The sequence below is a fragment of the Microbispora amethystogenes genome (assembly GCF_016863015.1).
Classification (GTDB): Bacteria; Actinomycetota; Actinomycetes; order Streptosporangiales; family Streptosporangiaceae; genus Microbispora; species Microbispora amethystogenes.
On sequence record NZ_BOOB01000003.1, the window covers coordinates 298,700 to 315,907 of the forward strand.

The following is a 17,208-nucleotide window of genomic DNA, read 5'->3' on the forward strand; positions in this document are numbered from 1 at the left end:
TCCCCCCGTGCCGGTAGCCGACCGGGTCCTGCTCCACGCCACCGCCCGTCCGCACCAGGTCGCGGTGTCCGGCCCCGGAGGCGACCTGACCTACGCCGAACTCGCCGGCCGCGCCGGACGGGCCGCCCGCCATCTGCGTGACCGGGGTGCCGGGCGCGGCGCGCTGGTCGCGGCCGGCCAGGCCGACCCGGTGGACCTGCTCGTCGCCGTGCTCGCCGCCGACCTCGCGGGCGCCACACCGCTGCTGTGCGACCATACGTGGAGCGCGGAGCGGCGCGAGCAGGTCATGGCCGCGGTGCCCGTCGCCGCCCGCTTCGACGCCCCGCTGCCCGGGGCGGACGGCCCGCCCGTACGGCACGATCCGGCCCCGGGCGACCTGACCTGGGCCTGCTTCAGCTCCGGCAGCACCGGAAGGCCGCGCGCGGTGGTGCGCACCCGCGCCTCCTGGACCGGGTCGTTCCCCCACCTGGACGAGCTGACCGGGATCGGCCCGGACGACGTCGTGCTGATCCCCGGCCCGCTGGTCTCCTCCCTGTACGGCTTCGCGGCGGCGCACACCCTGGCGGCGGGCGCCACCGCGGTGGTGCCCGGCCGGTGGTCTCCCGGGGCGCTGGCCGGGCAGCTCAGCCGGGCCACCGCGGTCCACGTGGTGCCCCACTGTCTGCCGGCGGTGCTGGACGTGCTGGAGGCGGCCGGCGGCCCGCTGCGTACGGCCGTGGTGGGCGGGGCCGCCCTGGACCCCGGCGCCCGGACCCGCGCGGCGGGGGCCGGAGTGCGTGTGGTGTCCTATTACGGCGCGACCGAGCTGTCGTTCGTCGCCGTGGACGCCGACGGCCGCGGGCTGCGGCCGTTCCCCGGCGTCGAGATCGACGTCAGGCCGGAGCCCGGGCACGCCCTGGGTGAGGTGTGGGTGCGTTCTCCCTGGCTGTGCGAGGGCTATCTGGCGGGAGCCGCCGGGCCCCTGCGCCGGGACGGCGACGGCTGGACGACGGTCGGCGACCTCGCCGAGCCGTACCGGCCGGGCGAGGTCCTGCGGCTGCGCGGCCGCGGCGACGGCGCGATCCAGACCGGCGGCGCCACGGTGGTGCCCGAGGACGTCGAGGAGGTGCTGAGGAAGGTGCCCGGAGTGAACGACGTGGTCGTGGTCGGCACGCCGCACCCCTACCTCGGCGCGGTCGTCACCGCGGTCGTGGAAACGGTCGTCGAGACTGCGGCCAGGGCGATCACCGACGGCACCGTCGCGAACAGCGCCTGTGGGCCCGCCGAAGACGACCCCGAGGGGGCTGCCGAGAGCGGTGCCAAGGGGAGCGGCGAGGGTGCCGTGCGAAGCGACGGCCTCTTGCGGGGGGCTCTGGAAGGGGTGGCGCGCGCCGAACTCGATCCGGCGCAGCGGCCCCGGCGCTGGTACGCCACGCGCTCCCTGCCCCGCACGGCCGCCGGGAAGCCGGCCCGCGGCCTGCTCGCCGCCCACCTCGCCGCCCGTTTCGCCGGCGAGAGCGTCGGCTCCGCGAGCCAGAGCTCCGGCAACGGCCATCCCGAGAGCAGCCACCCGGAGAGCAGCGGCGCGATGATCGGCGGCCCGGAGACCGGTGGCCCGGAGACCGGTGGCCCGGAGATCTGGCGGCTCGGCTGAGATGGACGATCAGCCGGTGATCGTGGCGGCCCGCCGTACCCCCATCGGCACCGCCGGTCACGCCTTCGCGACCGTGCCGGTCCACCGGCTCGCCGCGCCGGTCATCGAGGCGGTGGTCCGCGACGCCGGGCCTCTCGGCGTACCGGTGGACGACGTGGTGCTGGGCAACTGCACGGGTCCCGGAGGCAACCTGGCGCGGGTCTGCGCGCTGGCCGCCGGGCTGGGGCCGGAGGTGCCGGGCGTCACCGTCGACCGGCAGTGCGGCAGCGGGCTCGCCGCGATCCTGCTGGCCGCCCAGGCCGTACGCTGCGGGGAGGCCGCCCTCGTCGTCGCCGGCGGGGCCGAGAGCGCCTCGACCGCGCCGCTGCGGGTCAGCCGGCGGGAGGGTGAGCCGGGCGTGCCGTACGAACGGGCGCCGTTCGCGCCGGAGGGCCACCCGGACCCCGACATGGGCCCGGCGGCCGAAGCGCTCGCCGCCGCGTACGGCGTGACCAGGGAACGCCAGGACGACTACGCCCGCCGGAGCCACGAGCGGGCGCTGGCCGCCCGCCAGGCGGGCCGGTTCGAGCGGGAGATCGTCCCGATCGGCGGCCGGACCGACGACCAGCGGCCGCGCGTCCTGAGGCCCGCGTCGCTGGCCCGGCTGCCCGCCGCGTTCGTGCCGGGCGGCACGGTGACGGCCGGCAACTCCTCCCCGGTGAGCGACGGCGCGGCGGCCGTGGCGGTCGTGCCGGAGCGGCTGCGCGCCGCGGCCGGGCTGCCCGGCCTGCGCCTGCTGGCCGGGACCGTGACCGGCTGCGACCCCGCGCTGCCCGGATGGGGGCCGGTGCCCGCCGTACGGCGGGTGCTGGAGCGGACCGGGACGGACCTGGCGCGGGTGGCGGCGGTGGAGATCGTGGAGGCGTTCGCGGCGCAGGTGCTCGCCGTGACCGACGCGCTCGGTCTCGACCCGCTCGGCGCCGACACGGACCGGGTGAGCGCCGGCGGCGGCGCTCTCGCCCTCGGCCACCCCTGGGGCGCGAGCGGCGCCGTCGTGGTGACCCGGCTGTTCAGCCGGCTTCTCGGGGAGGGGGCGCCGCCGGGCACGCTGGGCCTGGCGGCGGTCGCGGTCGGCGGCGGTCTGGGGATCGCCGCCCTGTTCGAGGTGGTTTGAGTGATCCGGCTGACGGACGTCCATGTGCGGCTCGGGCAGCGGGAGGTGCTGCGCGGCGTCACGGCCACGCTGACCGAGCGCCGGGTGGGGGTGGTCGGGGCCAACGGCTCGGGCAAGAGCACGCTCGCCCGCCTGCTCAACGGCCTGGTGCTGCCGTCCTCGGGCGGCGTCACCGTGTTCGGGCTCGACACGCGCCGTCACGCGGCCCGGATCAGGCGCGGGGTCGGGTTCCTGTTCACCGACCCCGACGCGCAGATCGTGATGCCGACGGTCGCCGAGGACGTCGCCTTCTCGCTGCGGCGCAAGGGCCTGCCGCGCGAGGAGACCGAGCGGCGGGTGCGGGAGACGCTGGAGAGGTACGGCCTCGCGGAGCACGCCGACCACCCCGCGCACCACCTGTCCGGCGGCCAGAAGCAGTTGCTCGCCCTCTGCTCGGTCCTCGTGCTCGAACCGGAGATCCTCGTCATGGACGAACCCACCACCCTGCTCGACCTGCGGCACTCCCGGCAGGTCGCGGGCGTGCTGCGGAGCCTGCCGCAGCAGGTGGTGGTGGTCACCCACGACCTTCCGTTGCTGGAGGACTTCGACCGCGTGCTCGTGGTGGACCAGGGCCGGATCGTCGCCGACGCCGATCCCGCGACCGCGATCGGCCACTACCGGAAGATGATGGCGTGAAGGGCCTCACCGGCGCCTACGTGCCCGGCGGCTCGCCCCTGCACCGGCTGCCCGCGGGCGTCAAGCTCGCCGGGCTCGCCGTGTGCTGCACCGCGCTCCTGCTGCTGCGCCCGCCCGCCGCGCTGGCGGTCGCCGCCGTCGTCGTGGCGGCCCTGTACGCCGTGTCGGGCGTGGGGGTGACGGCGGCCTGGGCGCAGGTGCGGCCGGTCCGCTGGTTCGCTCTGGCCCTGTTCGGGGTGCAACTGGTGGTCGCGGACCTGTCCGGCGCGGTGTCGTCAACGCTCCGCGTCGTGCTCGCGATCGCCCTCGCCGGGCTGGTCACCCTCACGACGCGTACGGCCGATCTCATGGCCTTCCTGGAGCGGTGCCTCGCCCCCGCGAGGTTCGCCGGGCTCGATCCGTACCGCCTGTCGCTGCTGCTGTCTCTCACGCTGCGCAGCGTGCCGGTCGTCGCGGAACTGGCCACCCGGGTCAGGGAGGCCCAGCGCGCCAGAGGGGTCGAACGGAGCCCGCGCGCCTTCGCCGTCCCGCTCGTGGTGGGCGCCCTGCGGCACGCCGACGCCCTGGGCGAGGCGCTCGCCGCCCGCGGCCTGGACGACTGACCCCCCGGCTGCCGCGCTCAGGGCTTGCGGCCCGGTGGCGGGTGTCCCGGACCCTCCGGCTAGATCGGGGGGAGGGCCGGTGCGAGGCGGCGGGCCTCGGCGACCAGGTCGAGGAGGTCTCCGACCAGGGCGGGCGGCGCGGCGACGAAGCTGCGGTCCTCGGGCGGCCCCTCGGCCGACGCCTCGAAGGGCTGGCCGTCGAACCCGCGGATCTCCACCCCCGCCTCCTGCGCGATCAGCGCCCCGGCGGGCAGGTCGAGCCCCTCGGCGTGGTAGCCGATCATGCCGTCGATGTCGCCGCGGGCGAGCATCGCCCAGCACAGCAGCGGTGCCCACAGCTGGAGCACCCGCCGGGCGCGGACCTCCATCGTCATCCTCAGCGACCGCGCCGCCGGGTCGCGCCGGGAGACCCCGTGGCCCTGCGTCCATCCCAGCACCGGGCCGTGCGGGAGGTTCCGCCGCGGCGGCCCGGTCAGCGGCCCGGCGGGCCCGAGCGCCCCGGCGTCGCGTACGGCCGACCAGGTGTGGCCGGACACCGGTTCGTGCACGACGCCCACCACCGGGCGGGACCCCGCGCACAGCGCCAGGCCCACGACGTACGCAGGGAGGCCGATCGCCACGTTGTTCGTGCCGTCGAGGGGATCGACCAGCCAGGTCCACCCGTCGGCTTCCGGTCCGTCTCCGTGCGGGCCGGCAGCGGAACCGGCAGCGGAACCGGCTGCGGAACCGGCGTGGACGCCCGACTCCTCGGCCACGATCCGGTGGGCCGGGAACTCCGCCCGGAGCCGTTCGACGATCAGTTTCTCGGCGGCCAGGTCGAGGTCGGTCACGACGTCGCCTGACGTGCCCTTCGGCCGGGCGGCGGCCGCGCCCGGCACGCTCTCCCGCAGCGCCGACCCGGCGGCCAGGGCGGCCTCCACGGCTATCCGCCTTGCGTGTTCGAGGTCCACAGGCTTCTCCTGGCCAGCTCGGCGGCACGTGCGGTGTCGGCGGCGTCGAGGCGTTCCCGCCTGACGTGGTGGAGGGGCGTGGCGAGCGGCCCGAGCGACAGGTCTCCCCGTTCCGGCCGGACGCGGCCGAGGGCCACCGTGGCGGCCTCGCCCTCGCCGGGGATGACGCTGCTGTGGAAGGCGCCCGCGACGAGGGTGTAGGTGTCTCCCGCCCCGAAGACCTCGGCACGCCCCGGGGCGTACCGGACCGTCCTGCCGGTGGGCCGCAGGACGTCGCCCTCGGGGGCGCTGACCACCTCGAACACGCGGTGGGTGGGGGACTCGGCAGTGTCGGTGAGCGCGGCCTGCACGTTGCACACCCGGCCGTAAAGGACGTGGCTGATCAGGTCCCAGCTGTGGCAGTGGATCTGTGAGGTGGTGCTGCGCGCGGGCCGCGCGGCGGAGGTCCAGATGTGCACGCACACCCCGAGCCCGCCGTCGCGTTCCACGGGCAGGCAGAGGAACCCGAGCGGGTGCCGCACGCCCAGGATCGGGGTGCCGCCCGCCGCGATCTCGGTGAGCACGCCGAGCGCCCACTCGCGGGCGTTCCCGCCCGTCAGCACAGCGAGCACCTCCCGGTATCTCATGGCCGGCGTCTCGGTGGCCGCCGTGTCGAAGGCCGGCGTCTCATGGCGCGTACGGGTCCTTGGCGCGCAGTGCCTTGCGGGTGACCTCGACCACGTCCCGGTCGGTGAACGACTTGGGCAGCGGAAGCTCGACGCCGTCGAACAACCTGCGGACCTCCTCGACGGTCGGCTCGTCGCTCAGCTGCACCGACCGGTAGCGGTCGATCGGCAGGCGGCGGGCCTGCTCGAAGCTGGTGCGCAGCTCGGCGCCGCAACTGCCGTAGAAGAACGAGCCGCTGTAGGCGATGATCGCCCGGTTGGGGTCCTCGGAGGTCATGATGAGGGAGCGGTCCGACATGTCCCAGCGGAAGGTCGTCATGACCGGGGACAGGCCGACCGCGATGTCGAGCAGGCCGTACCGCTGGCGGTACCAGAACGCGGCCAGGACGCTCGCGTACGACTCCTTCCTGGCGCGTTCGGTCGTCCACATCTCGCCGGTGCCGTCCGGGCGGTCCGACAACGACCTGCGGTAGTGCGCGTAACTCTCGCACACCGCCTCGTCGGTCGGGTCGATGATCTCCATCCGGATCGTGAGGTGCCGCCGGTCGCGCCGCGCGGCGGCCACGCACTCGGGGAGCGTGACGGCGCGCATGTAGGTGCCGGTGCCGCCCTTGAACGTCCAGTGGTCGGTGCCCCGCCGCGCGTCCGCGTGGGCCTGGGCGATCTCGTGCCTGCTGCCCAGGATGCGGATGACCGCCATGTCCTCCAGCGCCCTGCGGGTGCCCGCGACCAGCTCCTCCAGCTGGTCGAGGCGGCCCAGCCGCTCGGGCAGCCGCGCCAGGACGCCGGAGGTGGCGTGCATGGCCTCCTCCACCGGCTCCTGCCGGGCGCGGTCGCGCAGCAGCGCGGTCGCCACCAGGGCGAGGACGACCAGCGTGGTGCCGCTGACGAGCTGCGACTTGACCTTGTCGGAGAGCACGTCGTCGGGCAGCACGCCCAGCACGCCCACCACCACGGCCAGCACCAGGGCGATGGCGCCGTCGACGTTCTTGCCCGCCCACGCGGCGGCCTGGCCGACGGCAGCTCGCAGTCCCGCCATAGGTCAGCCCCGCCATCCCGTGATTCCCGGCATCTCGTGATCCCCGGCCCCGGCTGGCATCGTAACGAGAGCGTCATGCCCCGGCAAAGGTGCGGCGGGGTGACGTGCGGCTGCCCCCGCGCCGGGCCGTGAGCGGGGCCCCGGCGTGCGGAGGGGACCGGAAATGTCGGTGGCCGCGCGTAGGTTATGGAGGTGTGAACGGCGGAGGGCGGGGCGTGTCCCCGGTTCCCGCCGGTGGGCGGGGCGAGCGAGGAGCTGAGCGGCGATGACATCCATGACGGACCTGAAGCGCAGGGTCGCGCCCTTCCAGGTCGTCACCGACATGACGCCGTCCGGCGACCAGCCCACGGCGATCGCGGAGCTGGAGCGCCGGGTCAACGCGGGGGAGAAGGACACGGTCCTGCTCGGCGCGACCGGCACCGGCAAGACGGCCACGGTCGCCTGGCTCATCGAGCGGGTCCAGCGGCCGACGCTGGTCATGCAGCCGAACAAGACGCTCGCCGCCCAGTTCGCCAACGAGCTGCGCGAGATGCTGCCCAACAACGCGGTCGAATACTTCGTGTCCTACTACGACTACTACCAGCCCGAGGCGTACGTCCCGCAGAGCGACACCTACATCGAGAAGGACTCCTCGATCAACGAGGAGGTCGAGCGGCTGCGGCACTCGGCCACCTGGTCGCTGGTGTCCCGGCGCGACGTCGTGGTGGTCGCCTCGGTCTCCTGCATCTACGGCCTGGGCACCCCGCAGGAGTACGTCGACCGGATGGTCAAGCTCAAGGTCGGCCAGCAGATGGACCGCGACCAGCTGCTGCGCAAGCTCGTCGACATGCAGTACGCCCGCAACGACCTCGCCTTCACCCGGGGGACGTTCCGGGTGCGCGGCGACACGGTCGAGGTCATACCGGTCTACCAGGAGCTGGCCGTCCGCATCGAGATGTTCGGCGACGAGATCGAGAAGCTGGCGACGCTCCACCCGCTGACCGGCGAGGTCGTCGCCGAGGACGACGAGCTGCACATCTTCCCCGCGTCGCACTACGTGGCCGGTCCCGAGCGGATGGAGCGGGCCATCGGCGGCATCGAGGCCGAGCTCGCCGAGCGGCTGGCCGACCTCGAACGGCAGGGCAAGCTGCTGGAGGCCCAGCGGCTGCGCATGCGCACCACCTACGACATCGAGATGATGCGCCAGGTCGGCACCTGCGCCGGCATCGAGAACTACTCCCGCCACATCGACGGGCGGGGGCCCGGGACGGCGCCGCACACGCTGCTCGACTTCTTCCCCGACGACTTCATGCTCGTGCTGGACGAGTCGCACCAGACCGTCCCGCAGATCGGGGCCATGTACGAGGGAGACGCCTCGCGCAAGCGGACCCTCGTCGACCACGGGTTCCGCCTGCCGTCGGCCATGGACAACCGCCCGCTGAAGTGGGAGGAGTTCCTGGAGCGCATCGGCCAGACCGTCTACCTGTCGGCCACTCCTGGGCCGTACGAGCTGGGCCGCAGCAAGGGCGACGTGGTCGAGCAGGTCATCCGCCCCACCGGCCTGGTGGACCCCGAAGTGGTCATCAAGCCGACCAAGGGCCAGATCGACGACCTCATGGAGGAGATCCGGGCCCGGGCCGAGCGGGATGAGCGCGTCCTGGTCACCACCCTCACCAAGAAGATGGCCGAGGACCTGACCGACTACCTGCTCGAGAACGGCATCCGGGTCCGCTACCTGCACAGCGAGGTCGACACGCTGCGCCGCATCGAGCTGCTGCGCGAGCTGCGGATGGGCGAGTTCGACGTGCTCGTCGGCATCAACCTGCTGCGTGAGGGCCTCGACCTGCCCGAGGTGTCGCTGGTGTCGATCCTCGACGCCGACAAGGAGGGCTTCCTGCGCTCGGAGACCTCGCTGATCCAGACCATCGGCCGCGCGGCGCGAAACGTCTCCGGCCAGGTCCACATGTACGCCGACAAGATCACCCCGAGCATGGAGCGGGCGATCGAGGAGACCAACCGGCGCCGGGCCAAGCAGGTCGCCTACAACGAGGCCAACGGCATCGACCCGCAGCCGCTGCGCAAGAAGATCGCCGACATCCTCGACAGCCTGGTCCGCGAGGACGCCGACACCGCCCAGCTTCTCGGCGGAGCCGGCCGTCAGCAGTCGCGGGGCAAGGCGCCGGTGCCGGGGGTCGCGTCCCGCGGCGCGGGCCAGCACGCGAAGGCGATCGCGGGCGAGATGCCCCGCGCCCAGCTGGAGTCCTTGATCGAGTCGCTCACCGAGCAGATGCACACCGCCGCCGCCGACCTGCAGTTCGAGGTGGCCGCCCGGCTGCGTGACGAGATCAAGGAACTCAAGCGGGAGGTCCGCGACATGCGCGAGGCCGGCGTCAAGTAACCCCGCCCGGCCCTCACGGCACGGACCGGCGTGACCTGACGCCGGTCCGAGCCGGGGTCAGCCGTTTGGGCGGCGCAGGGGCCGTGTGCGGCCCTGGGACGCGGCCCGGTGCGCGACGCCGCCGATGGTGGCCGATGTGGCCTGCCGGATGTCCCGGTCTCAGCTGTAGGCGGCCTGCCGCAACGTGTTGTCCAGCGAGACGCGGGCGGCGTCCGTCAGGTTGCGGTCGTAGGTCACCACCACCGATATGCCGTTGTCCCACATGGCGAAGAAGGCGCTGAAGGCGTTCGGCCGGGTCGCCCTGGACTGCCAGTTCCCGTGGTGGAACACGTTGCGCCCATGCGCCGTGGGCACCACGTACACGCCCAGGGACGCGGCCGGCTTGCCGCTGACGGCGGACGCGTCGATGAAGCGGTGCGCGGCGGGGCTGAGCAGCCGGGCGCGCGGGTCGAAGGCGCGGGCGAACATCGCGTAGTCGACCGCCGAGATCTCCCAGCCGCCGAACGCCTTCATGGCGCGGGTGCCCGGGCCGATCCTGCCCGCCGCGCCGCGCGGCGCCAGCGCCATCCGGCGGCAGTAACTCTCGTACGGCTCCCCCGTGACGCTTTGGATCACGAGGCCGAGGATCGCGTAGTTGATGTTGTTGTAGACCTCGTCGTGCTTGGCGCTGATCGGCCGCGCCAGGGCGCGGCGCACGAGGGGCACGTCGGAGGAGGAGGCGTTCCTGACGCCGACCAGCCCGTTCTGCGTGGGGTCGTAGGTGATCCCGCTGGTGTGCCGGAGAAGCTGCTCGATGGTGATGTTGCGAGCCCTCCGGCTCGCCCGATATCCCAGGCGCAGCCGGAAACCCGGCGGCATCGTCGCGAGCCGCGTGTCGAACCGGAGCCGCCCGTTGTCGATGAGCGACATGAGGCACACGGCGGTGATCGCCTTCGACAGCGAGGCCACGTTGACGGGTGACTCCGCCGATATCTCGTTGTAGCCGTAGGAGCCGACGAGGGCGTTGTCGCGCATCACGGCGAGCCCGGCGTTGCTGACGCCGTTGGCGGTCATCCACTGGTGCAGCGCGGCGTCGATGCGGTCCTGAACGCCCGCCCGGGCGGCGGTCCGAGTGCCGGCCTGGACATTGACGTGGGCGTCGGCGGGGAGCGGCGCGGAGGCCAGCACCGCCACCGCCGTCAGGATCGGCGCCACGGCGCGCCTCAGCGAAGTGATCACGGGAGAACCTCCGGGGGTGGTCGAGACGAGGACTCAGGAGTGGGGAGACGGGTCACGGCCGGGACGAGGAGGCCGGTGCCGGCAATCGGTGGAGGCCCGCTGGGGGAGGGAAGGACGTTGGTGCGGGCGTGTTGTCACGTTCCATCGATCGCGGTCATCCGGAAATCACCGAAATAGTGATGTTTTTCTGGCCATCCGTCGGCAAATCAGGCGTATGCGGGGCCGCCGAAGCCCGGACAGGAACGCACCGCCGGGGACATGGAGCCGGGGTCGTCCGTTGAGGGGGAGGCGGGAGTTTCCCGCCGCATCGAGGAGGTGGCTCATGTTCGCGGCGCTCACCGGGCTCGGGCTGTCGACCGCGGCCGGGCTCAACGCGTACATCCCGTTGCTGCTCGTCGGCGTGCTGGCGCGCGTGACCGACGCGGTACGGCTGCCGCACGAGTACGCCTGGCTGTCCGACACCTGGGTCCTCGCGATCATCGCGGTGCTGCTGGTCGCCGAGTTCGTCCTCGACAAGGTGCCGGTGGTCGACCACGTCAACGACCTGATCCAGACGGCGGTGCGGCCGGCGTCCGGAGGGGTGGTCTTCAGCGCCACGGCCGCCGCGGCCAAAGTCGACAACTCGGCCTGGATGGCCGATCACCCGGCGGTGGGCTGGATTCTGGGCATCGCGGTGGCCCTCGCCGTGCATCTGCTCAAGGCCGGGGCCCGGCCGGTGGTCAACGCCACGACGGCCGGTGTGGGCGCACCGGTGGTGAGCACCGTCGAGGACGTCGGCTCGATCGGGATGAGCCTGATCGCGATCTTCCTGCCGGTGCTCGTCGTGGTGGCGCTGGCCGTGCTGGCGTTCGTCGCCTGGCGGGTGCTGCGCCGCGTACGGCGCTTCAGGGAGGCACGCCGCGCCCGTGCCGCGTCCCCGCCCATCTGACCCCCACGCCGCCCATCCGACCTCCTGCCGCGCCCGGGCCCGCCCCGACGGCGGCCAGGTCCGAGCCGGCTCTGGGCCGGGCGTGAACCCGCCGGAGGGCGGCTCAGCCCATGAACTGGCTCAGGTCCAGGTCGATGTCCACGTCGAACCCCGCGTAGGTGACGAGGCGCTTGCGGTGGATGCCCGTCGGCACGTACGCCTTGACGCTCGGCTCCAGTTCGAACGTGTACGCGACGGCGTGCTGGTCCTCCTGCTCTATCCGCCAGAGGTATCTGATCCCGGCGTTCGAGTACTTGATCGGCTTTGTCACCCTGTCCCTCTCCGCCGACTCAGGAGAGACCACCTCGACCACGAGATGAACCTCCTCCGGGCGGTACCAGGTCCTCCGCAGGTCCGAGAGCGCTTCCCGCCTGAGGACGAGGACGTCGGGTTCCGGTCGCTGGCGCGGCCCCAGCGTCACCGACATCTCCCTGGCGACCGCGAGATGACCCGGCGGGTGGATGCCATGGTCGCGGTCGGTCAGCAACGTGACCATGAGCATGTGGAAGGCGCTTTGGGGAGCTCTGAAGACGAGGGCGCCGTCGATCAGTTCGACATGGCGGGGTGCGCCGGGGGGAAGGTGATCGAGCATGTCGGCGGTCCACCCGCCGGGCGGGCCGGGATGGAACCACTCGGGCAGAGCCACGGCCATCCCGTATTCCTCTCGTCCCCGGACGGTCACCTGTCATCACGATCCTGGCATGGTTCGTGACCGTGGGTGATCGTTTTCGGGGAGGGTCAGGACAGGGGGGCGGGTCGGCCTGCGGGGTGGGGTGGGGAGAGCGGGGTGCGGGCGATCGCGGAGGGGCTGTGCCAGCCGACGCCGGGGGAGTGGCGGCGGACGACCTTGGCGGGCACGCCGGCGATCACCGAGTGGTCCGGGAACTCGCCGCGTACGACCGCGCCGCCCGCGACCACCGACTGGCGGCCGATCCGGGTCCCGGGCAGGATGATCGCCCCGGTGCCGATCCAGGATCCCGAGCCGATCGAGACCGGCCTGTTGCGCGGCCACTGGCGGCCGATGGGAGTCTCGGGGTCGTCGTACACGTGGTTCTGGTCGGTGATGTAGACGTAGGGGCCGGTGAACACGTCGTCGCCGATGTCGATCGACTGGTGGCCGACGATGTGGCTGCCCCGGCCGATCGAGCAGCCCCCGCCGATGCGGACGATCGGGTCAGGGCCCAGGTCCACGCCGGGCCCCATGCCGGCCGAGATCGAGACGCGCTCCCCGACCAGCGTGTGCGGCCCGATCTCGATCCACTGCTCACCGAAGATCGCGCCCTGCGGGAACGAGATGCACACTCCCTCGCCGAGGCTGCGGAACCGGTATCCGCCGGTGGCGGCGGGGGTCACGGCCGCCGCCTCCCGCACGTAGGCCCACCAGCGGTGGACCATGCGGCCGACGGCGCGCTTCACGAACGACATAACGCGACAAGTTACCGCTTGGTCGGCTTGTCCCGCTATTGCGGATTAGTGCACGTGACAAGCCCAATGTTGCCCAGCGTTTGATATTCTGAGAGCCCGTGGGCAGGCGGCGTCCATCCGGAGCGCCGGTTCTACGAACGACCACGGGAGTCTTCTTGCGCAGCGCCGCACAAACCAAGCATCTGTTCGTCACCGGCGGCGTCGCCTCCAGTCTCGGCAAGGGGCTCACGGCCTCCAGCCTCGGGCGCCTCCTCAAGCTTCGCGGTCTCCGCGTCACGATGCAGAAGCTCGACCCCTACCTGAACGTCGATCCCGGCACGATGAACCCCTTCCAGCACGGCGAGGTGTTCGTGACCGACGACGGCGCCGAGACCGACCTCGACGTCGGCCACTACGAGCGGTTCCTCGACACCGAACTGCACGGCTCCGCCAACGTCACCACCGGCCAGGTCTACTCCAACGTCATCGCCAAGGAGCGGCGCGGGGAGTACCTGGGCGACACCGTCCAGGTGATCCCGCACATCACCAACGAGATCAAGGACCGCATCCGGGGTATGGCCGGGCCGGACGTGGACGTGGTCATCACCGAGGTGGGCGGCACGGTCGGCGACATCGAGTCGCTGCCGTTCCTGGAGGCCGTACGGCAGGTCCGCCACGAGGTGGGCCGTGACAACGTCTTCTTCCTGCACGTCTCGCTGCTGCCGTACATCGGCCCGAGCGGGGAGCTGAAGACCAAGCCGACCCAGCACTCGGTCGCCGCGCTGCGCAGCATCGGCATCCAGCCCGACGCGATCGTCTGCCGGTCCGACCGCCCGATCACCTCCTCGCTCAAGCGCAAGATCAGCCTGATGTGCGACGTGGACGAGGACGCGGTGGTCTCCGCCGTCGACGCCGCGTCGATCTACGACATCCCGAAGGTGCTGCACACCGAGGGGCTCGACGCGTACGTGGTGCGCCGGCTCGGCCTGCCGTTCCGCGACGTGAACTGGACCGAGTGGGACCAGCTCCTGCGCCGGGTCCACCGGCCCGCCAAGGAGGTCACGATCGCGCTGGTCGGCAAGTACATCGACCTGCCCGACGCGTACCTGTCGGTGACCGAGGCGCTGCGCGCGGGCGGCTTCGCCAACGACGCCCGGGTGAACATCCGCTGGGTCAAGAGCGACGACTGCGAGACCCCCGAGGGCGCGGCCCGCGAGCTGGACGGCGTGGACGGCGTGCTGGTCCCCGGCGGGTTCGGGGTGCGCGGCATCGAGGGCAAGGTCGGCGCCATCCGGCACGCCCGCGAGCGGCGCGTCCCGCTGCTCGGCATCTGCCTCGGCATGCAGTGCATGGTCATCGACGCGGCCCGCCACCTGGCCGGGATCGAGGACGCCGACAGCACCGAGTTCGACGCCGAGACCGCGAACCCGGTCATCTCGACCATGGCGGACCAGAAGGACGTGGTCGCCGGCGAGCGTGACATGGGCGGCACGATGCGGCTCGGCCTCTACCCGGCCAAGCTCACGGACGGCTCGCTCGCCCGGCGCCTGTACGGCAAGGCGAAGGTCGAGGAGCGGCACCGGCACCGCTACGAGGTCAACAACTCCTACCGCGACCAGCTGGAGAAGGCCGGCATGGTGTTCTCCGGGCTGTCGCCGGACGGCCGCCTCGTGGAGTACGCCGAGCTGTCGACCGACCTGCACCCGTTCTTCATCGGCACGCAGGCGCACCCGGAGTTCCGCTCCCGGCCCACCCGGTCGCATCCCCTGTTCACGGGTCTGGTCCAGGCCGCCCTCGAGTACGCGGGCGAGCGCGAGAACGCGGCGAAGGCGGGCCGGGCCAAGTGAGCGTGGAGGACACGGCGAACACGGCGAACACGGCGAACACGGCGAATACGGAGGACGCGGGGAACGTGGACGCGGTGAAGGTGGAGGACGTCGAGGAGTCCTGGAACGTCGTCGCCACCACCCGGCACTTCGCCGGGCGGGTCATCTCGGTGCGCACCGACACGGTGGAGATGCCCGGCGGCGTCGTCGCCGACCGCGACTACGTCGTCCATCCCGGCTCGGTCGCGGTGGTCGCGCTCGACGACGAGGACCGGGTGCTGCTGATCCGTCAGTACCGTCACCCGATGCGGCGCCTGATGTGGGAGCTCCCGGCCGGTATCCGCGACGTGGCGGGGGAGCCGCTGGTGGAGTGCGCGGCCCGCGAGCTCGCCGAGGAGGCCGCCTACCGGGCGCGCACCTGGCACACGCTGGTCGACCTCGCCACGTCGCCCGGCATGTCGGACGAGCGGATCCGGATCTTCCTCGCCCGCGACGTGGAGCCGATCCCCGACGAGGAGAACACCTACGTGCGCGAGCACGAGGAGACCGACATGCCGGCGGTCTGGATTCCCCTGGTCACGGCGGTCGAGAAGGCGCTGAGCGGAATGATCCACAATTCTCCCGCCGTCGCCGGTATCCTCGCGGCGTACGCTGCTTCCGCCGACGGATTCAAGGGTCTTCGTCCCGCCGGCGCGCCGGAGGCATGATTCCGTAGGAGACGTCCTGAGCGAGCCCGAGGCGGTGCTGTCCAGTTACCTCGCCCATCTGGCGGTGGAACGGGGGCTGTCTGCCAACACGCTCGCGTCCTACCGGCGTGACCTGCGCCGATACGTCGAGTATCTCCGGGCGCGCGGGCTGGAGACGTTCGGGCAGGTCGCCGAGGCGGACGTGGTCGCCTTCCTCGCCGCGCTGCGGGAGGGCGACGACGACCACCCGGCCCTCGTCGCCAGTTCGGCCGCCCGCGCCGTGTCGGCCGTACGCGGCCTGCACCGCTTCGCGCTGCGGGAGGGCGTGGCCGGGCACGACCCGGCGCACGAGGTGCGCCCGCCGCGCCAGCTCCGCAGGCTTCCCAAGGCGATCACCGTGGCGGAGGTGGAGCGGCTCATCGCCGCGTGCGGGCCGGACGACGCCCCGCTCGCCCTGCGCAACCGGGCGCTGCTGGAGGTCCTGTACGGCACCGGCGCCCGGATCTCCGAGGCGGTGGGGCTGGCGGTGGACGACGTGCCCGCGGGCCACGCCGGGGACCGCCACCGCGACGGGGACCACGACCAGGTGCGGCTGCGCGGCAAGGGCGGGCGGACCAGGATCGTGCCCCTCGGCCGCTTCGCCCGCCAGGCGCTCGACGCGTACCTGGTCAGGGCGCGGCCCGGGATCGCCGCGCACGGCCGGGGAACCTCCGCGCTGTTCCTCAACGCGCGGGGCGGCCGGCTGACCCGGCAGGGCGCCTGGGAGGTGCTGCAGGTGGCGGCGGAACGGGCCGGACTGTCCGGCGTGTCGCCGCACATGTTGCGACATTCGTTCGCAACCCACCTCCTCGACGGCGGAGCCGACGTTAGGGTTGTCCAGGAACTACTCGGCCACGCCTCGGTGACCACCACGCAGGTGTACACCCTGGTGACGGTCGACAAGCTCCGCGAGGTCTACGCGGCGGCGCATCCCCGCGCCCTGCATTGAGGCACGCATCCGCGGGCGCGTGGCGCGCCGCCTTGCCGCATACGTGCCGACCCTTTAGATTCGATCAGGTTCGAGGCCGTCAGGGGAGGACCAACAGGTGACTGCGACCACAGAGCCGACGTGGACCGCGAGGTCTCCCGGCGGTGCGATCGGGCCTACCGGCCGTCCCACCCCGGCGTTCCCCGATCCGACGCCGCCGGAGACCCACGGGCCCGCGCGCATCGTCGCGATGGTGAACCAGAAGGGCGGCGTCGGCAAGACGACGACCACCATCAACCTCGGCGCCGCGCTCGCCGAGGTGGGGCAGCGGGTGCTGCTGGTGGACTTCGACCCGCAGGGCGCGCTGTCGGTGGGGCTCGGCATCGACCCCCGGCCGCTCGAGGCGACGGTCTACGACCTCCTCATGGAGGAGCCCGACGTCACCGTCGAGGACGTCCTGCTCGACACCACCGTCGAGGGCATGCAGCTGCTGCCGAGCAACATCTTCCTGTCCGGCGCGGAGATCAGGCTCGTCAACGAGGTCGCGCGGGAGTACGCCCTGCAGCGGGTGCTGGAGCCCCTGCTGCCGTACTACGACATCTGTCTGATCGACTGCCAGCCGTCGCTCGGCCTGCTGACCGTCAACGCGCTGACCTGCGCGCACAGCGTGATGATCCCGCTGGAGTGCGAGTTCTTCGCGCTGCGCGGCGTGGCGCTGCTGATGGAGTCGATCGGCAAGGTCCAGGAGCGGCTCAACAAGAGCCTGGAGATCGACGGCCTGCTCGCGACCATGTACGACCCCCGGACGCTGCACGCCCGCGAGGTCCTTCAGACGATCATGCAGGGCTTCGGCGACAAGGTGTTCCACACCGTCATCAACCGTACGGTGCGGTTCCCGGACGCCACCCTCGCGGGAGAGCCCATCACCCAGTTCGACCCCGGCTCGATGGGTGCCACCGCCTACCGTGAGCTGGCCCGTGAGCTGCTGGCCCGGTGGCCCGCCCGCGTCTGACCCTGACGAGGTAAGTGCCGGCGACGATGTGGGT

Annotated in this window: 16 protein-coding genes; 10 read left to right on the forward strand and 6 right to left on the reverse strand. The window is 72.6% G+C overall.

Annotation, left to right across the window (positions count from 1 at the left end; all coding sequences use genetic code 11):
• The first annotated feature begins 7 nt into the window (after positions 1–7).
• From Mam01_RS02510 to Mam01_RS02525, 4 genes are read left to right on the forward strand one after another with little or no spacing between them, the layout of a single operon-like run.
• Entirely contained in the window at positions 8–1,633 is a 1,626-nt protein-coding gene (locus Mam01_RS02510) for a class I adenylate-forming enzyme family protein (protein ID WP_204283788.1), read from the forward strand.
• Position 1,634: 1 nt separating this feature from the next.
• Positions 1,635–2,786: a thiolase family protein gene (locus Mam01_RS02515; RefSeq protein ID WP_204283790.1), complete on the forward strand. Its 1,152-nt coding sequence runs from the start codon at positions 1,635–1,637 to the stop codon at positions 2,784–2,786.
• Positions 2,787–3,461 (forward strand): energy-coupling factor ABC transporter ATP-binding protein, encoded by a 675-nt coding sequence (locus tag Mam01_RS02520; protein ID WP_204283792.1) that lies wholly within the window; start codon positions 2,787–2,789, stop codon positions 3,459–3,461.
• A complete protein-coding gene (locus Mam01_RS02525) occupies positions 3,458–4,063 on the forward strand; it encodes an energy-coupling factor transporter transmembrane component T family protein (RefSeq protein WP_204283794.1) in 606 nt (201 codons plus the stop codon). The genes Mam01_RS02520 and Mam01_RS02525 overlap by 4 nt, the downstream gene beginning before the upstream one ends.
• 59 nt (positions 4,064–4,122) lie before the next feature.
• Here the strand turns inward: Mam01_RS02525 and Mam01_RS02530 are convergent, their stop codons facing one another.
• Genes Mam01_RS02530 through Mam01_RS02540 form a run of 3 tightly spaced genes read right to left on the reverse strand, consistent with a single transcriptional unit; the run spans position 4,123 to position 6,717 of the window.
• Positions 4,123–5,013: an inositol monophosphatase family protein gene (locus tag Mam01_RS02530; protein ID WP_204283796.1), complete on the reverse strand. Its 891-nt coding sequence runs from the start codon at positions 5,011–5,013 to the stop codon at positions 4,123–4,125.
• Complete coding sequence (locus Mam01_RS02535; protein WP_204283798.1) at positions 4,986–5,639, reverse strand: hypothetical protein; 654 nt, start codon at positions 5,637–5,639, stop codon at positions 4,986–4,988. Before Mam01_RS02535 ends, Mam01_RS02530 begins: the two co-directional genes overlap by 28 nt.
• Before the next feature lie 40 nt (positions 5,640–5,679).
• Positions 5,680–6,717 (reverse strand): hypothetical protein, encoded by a 1,038-nt coding sequence (locus Mam01_RS02540; RefSeq protein ID WP_150933178.1) that lies wholly within the window; start codon positions 6,715–6,717, stop codon positions 5,680–5,682.
• 265 nt (positions 6,718–6,982) lie between these two features.
• On the opposite strand from Mam01_RS02540, the gene uvrB reads away from it, so the two are divergent.
• Entirely contained in the window at positions 6,983–9,094 is a 2,112-nt protein-coding gene (uvrB, locus tag Mam01_RS02545; protein WP_150933179.1) for an excinuclease ABC subunit UvrB, read from the forward strand.
• A 159-nt stretch (positions 9,095–9,253) separates the two neighbouring features.
• Here uvrB and Mam01_RS02550 read toward each other — a convergent pair whose 3' ends face one another.
• Positions 9,254–10,312, reverse strand: coding sequence for a serine hydrolase domain-containing protein (locus Mam01_RS02550; protein WP_204283800.1), 1,059 nt, complete (start codon positions 10,310–10,312; stop codon positions 9,254–9,256).
• Positions 10,313–10,634: 322 nt separating this feature from the next.
• Between Mam01_RS02550 and Mam01_RS02555 the strand changes: the two genes are divergently transcribed.
• On the forward strand, positions 10,635–11,240 hold the full coding sequence (locus Mam01_RS02555; RefSeq protein WP_204283802.1) for a DUF4126 domain-containing protein: 606 nt from the start codon (positions 10,635–10,637) through the stop codon (positions 11,238–11,240).
• Positions 11,241–11,343: 103 nt separating this feature from the next.
• Here the strand turns inward: Mam01_RS02555 and Mam01_RS02560 are convergent, their stop codons facing one another.
• Together Mam01_RS02560 and Mam01_RS02565 are read right to left on the reverse strand one after the other, a co-directional pair.
• Positions 11,344–11,931: a Uma2 family endonuclease gene (locus Mam01_RS02560; RefSeq protein WP_204283804.1), complete on the reverse strand. Its 588-nt coding sequence runs from the start codon at positions 11,929–11,931 to the stop codon at positions 11,344–11,346.
• An 86-nt stretch (positions 11,932–12,017) separates the two neighbouring features.
• Entirely contained in the window at positions 12,018–12,704 is a 687-nt protein-coding gene (locus Mam01_RS02565) for an acyltransferase (RefSeq protein WP_204283806.1), read from the reverse strand.
• A 155-nt stretch (positions 12,705–12,859) separates the two neighbouring features.
• Here Mam01_RS02565 and pyrG point away from each other — a divergent pair, with 155 nt between their 5' ends.
• The 4 genes from pyrG to Mam01_RS02585 all read left to right on the forward strand — a co-directional run bounded on the left by pyrG (position 12,860) and on the right by Mam01_RS02585 (position 17,174).
• Positions 12,860–14,530, forward strand: coding sequence for a CTP synthase (gene pyrG, locus Mam01_RS02570; protein ID WP_204283808.1), 1,671 nt, complete (start codon positions 12,860–12,862; stop codon positions 14,528–14,530).
• Positions 14,531–14,595: 65 nt separating this feature from the next.
• Complete coding sequence (locus tag Mam01_RS02575) at positions 14,596–15,216, forward strand: NUDIX domain-containing protein (RefSeq protein ID WP_373868676.1); 621 nt, start codon at positions 14,596–14,598, stop codon at positions 15,214–15,216.
• Between the two features lie 34 nt (positions 15,217–15,250).
• A complete protein-coding gene (locus Mam01_RS02580; RefSeq protein WP_239100973.1) occupies positions 15,251–16,183 on the forward strand; it encodes a site-specific tyrosine recombinase XerD in 933 nt (310 codons plus the stop codon).
• 97 nt (positions 16,184–16,280) lie between these two features.
• The gene (locus Mam01_RS02585; protein ID WP_191910047.1) at positions 16,281–17,174 is read left to right on the forward strand and encodes a ParA family protein; all 894 of its coding nucleotides are present in this window, start codon (positions 16,281–16,283) and stop codon (positions 17,172–17,174) included.
• The last annotated feature ends 34 nt before the right edge of the window (positions 17,175–17,208 follow it).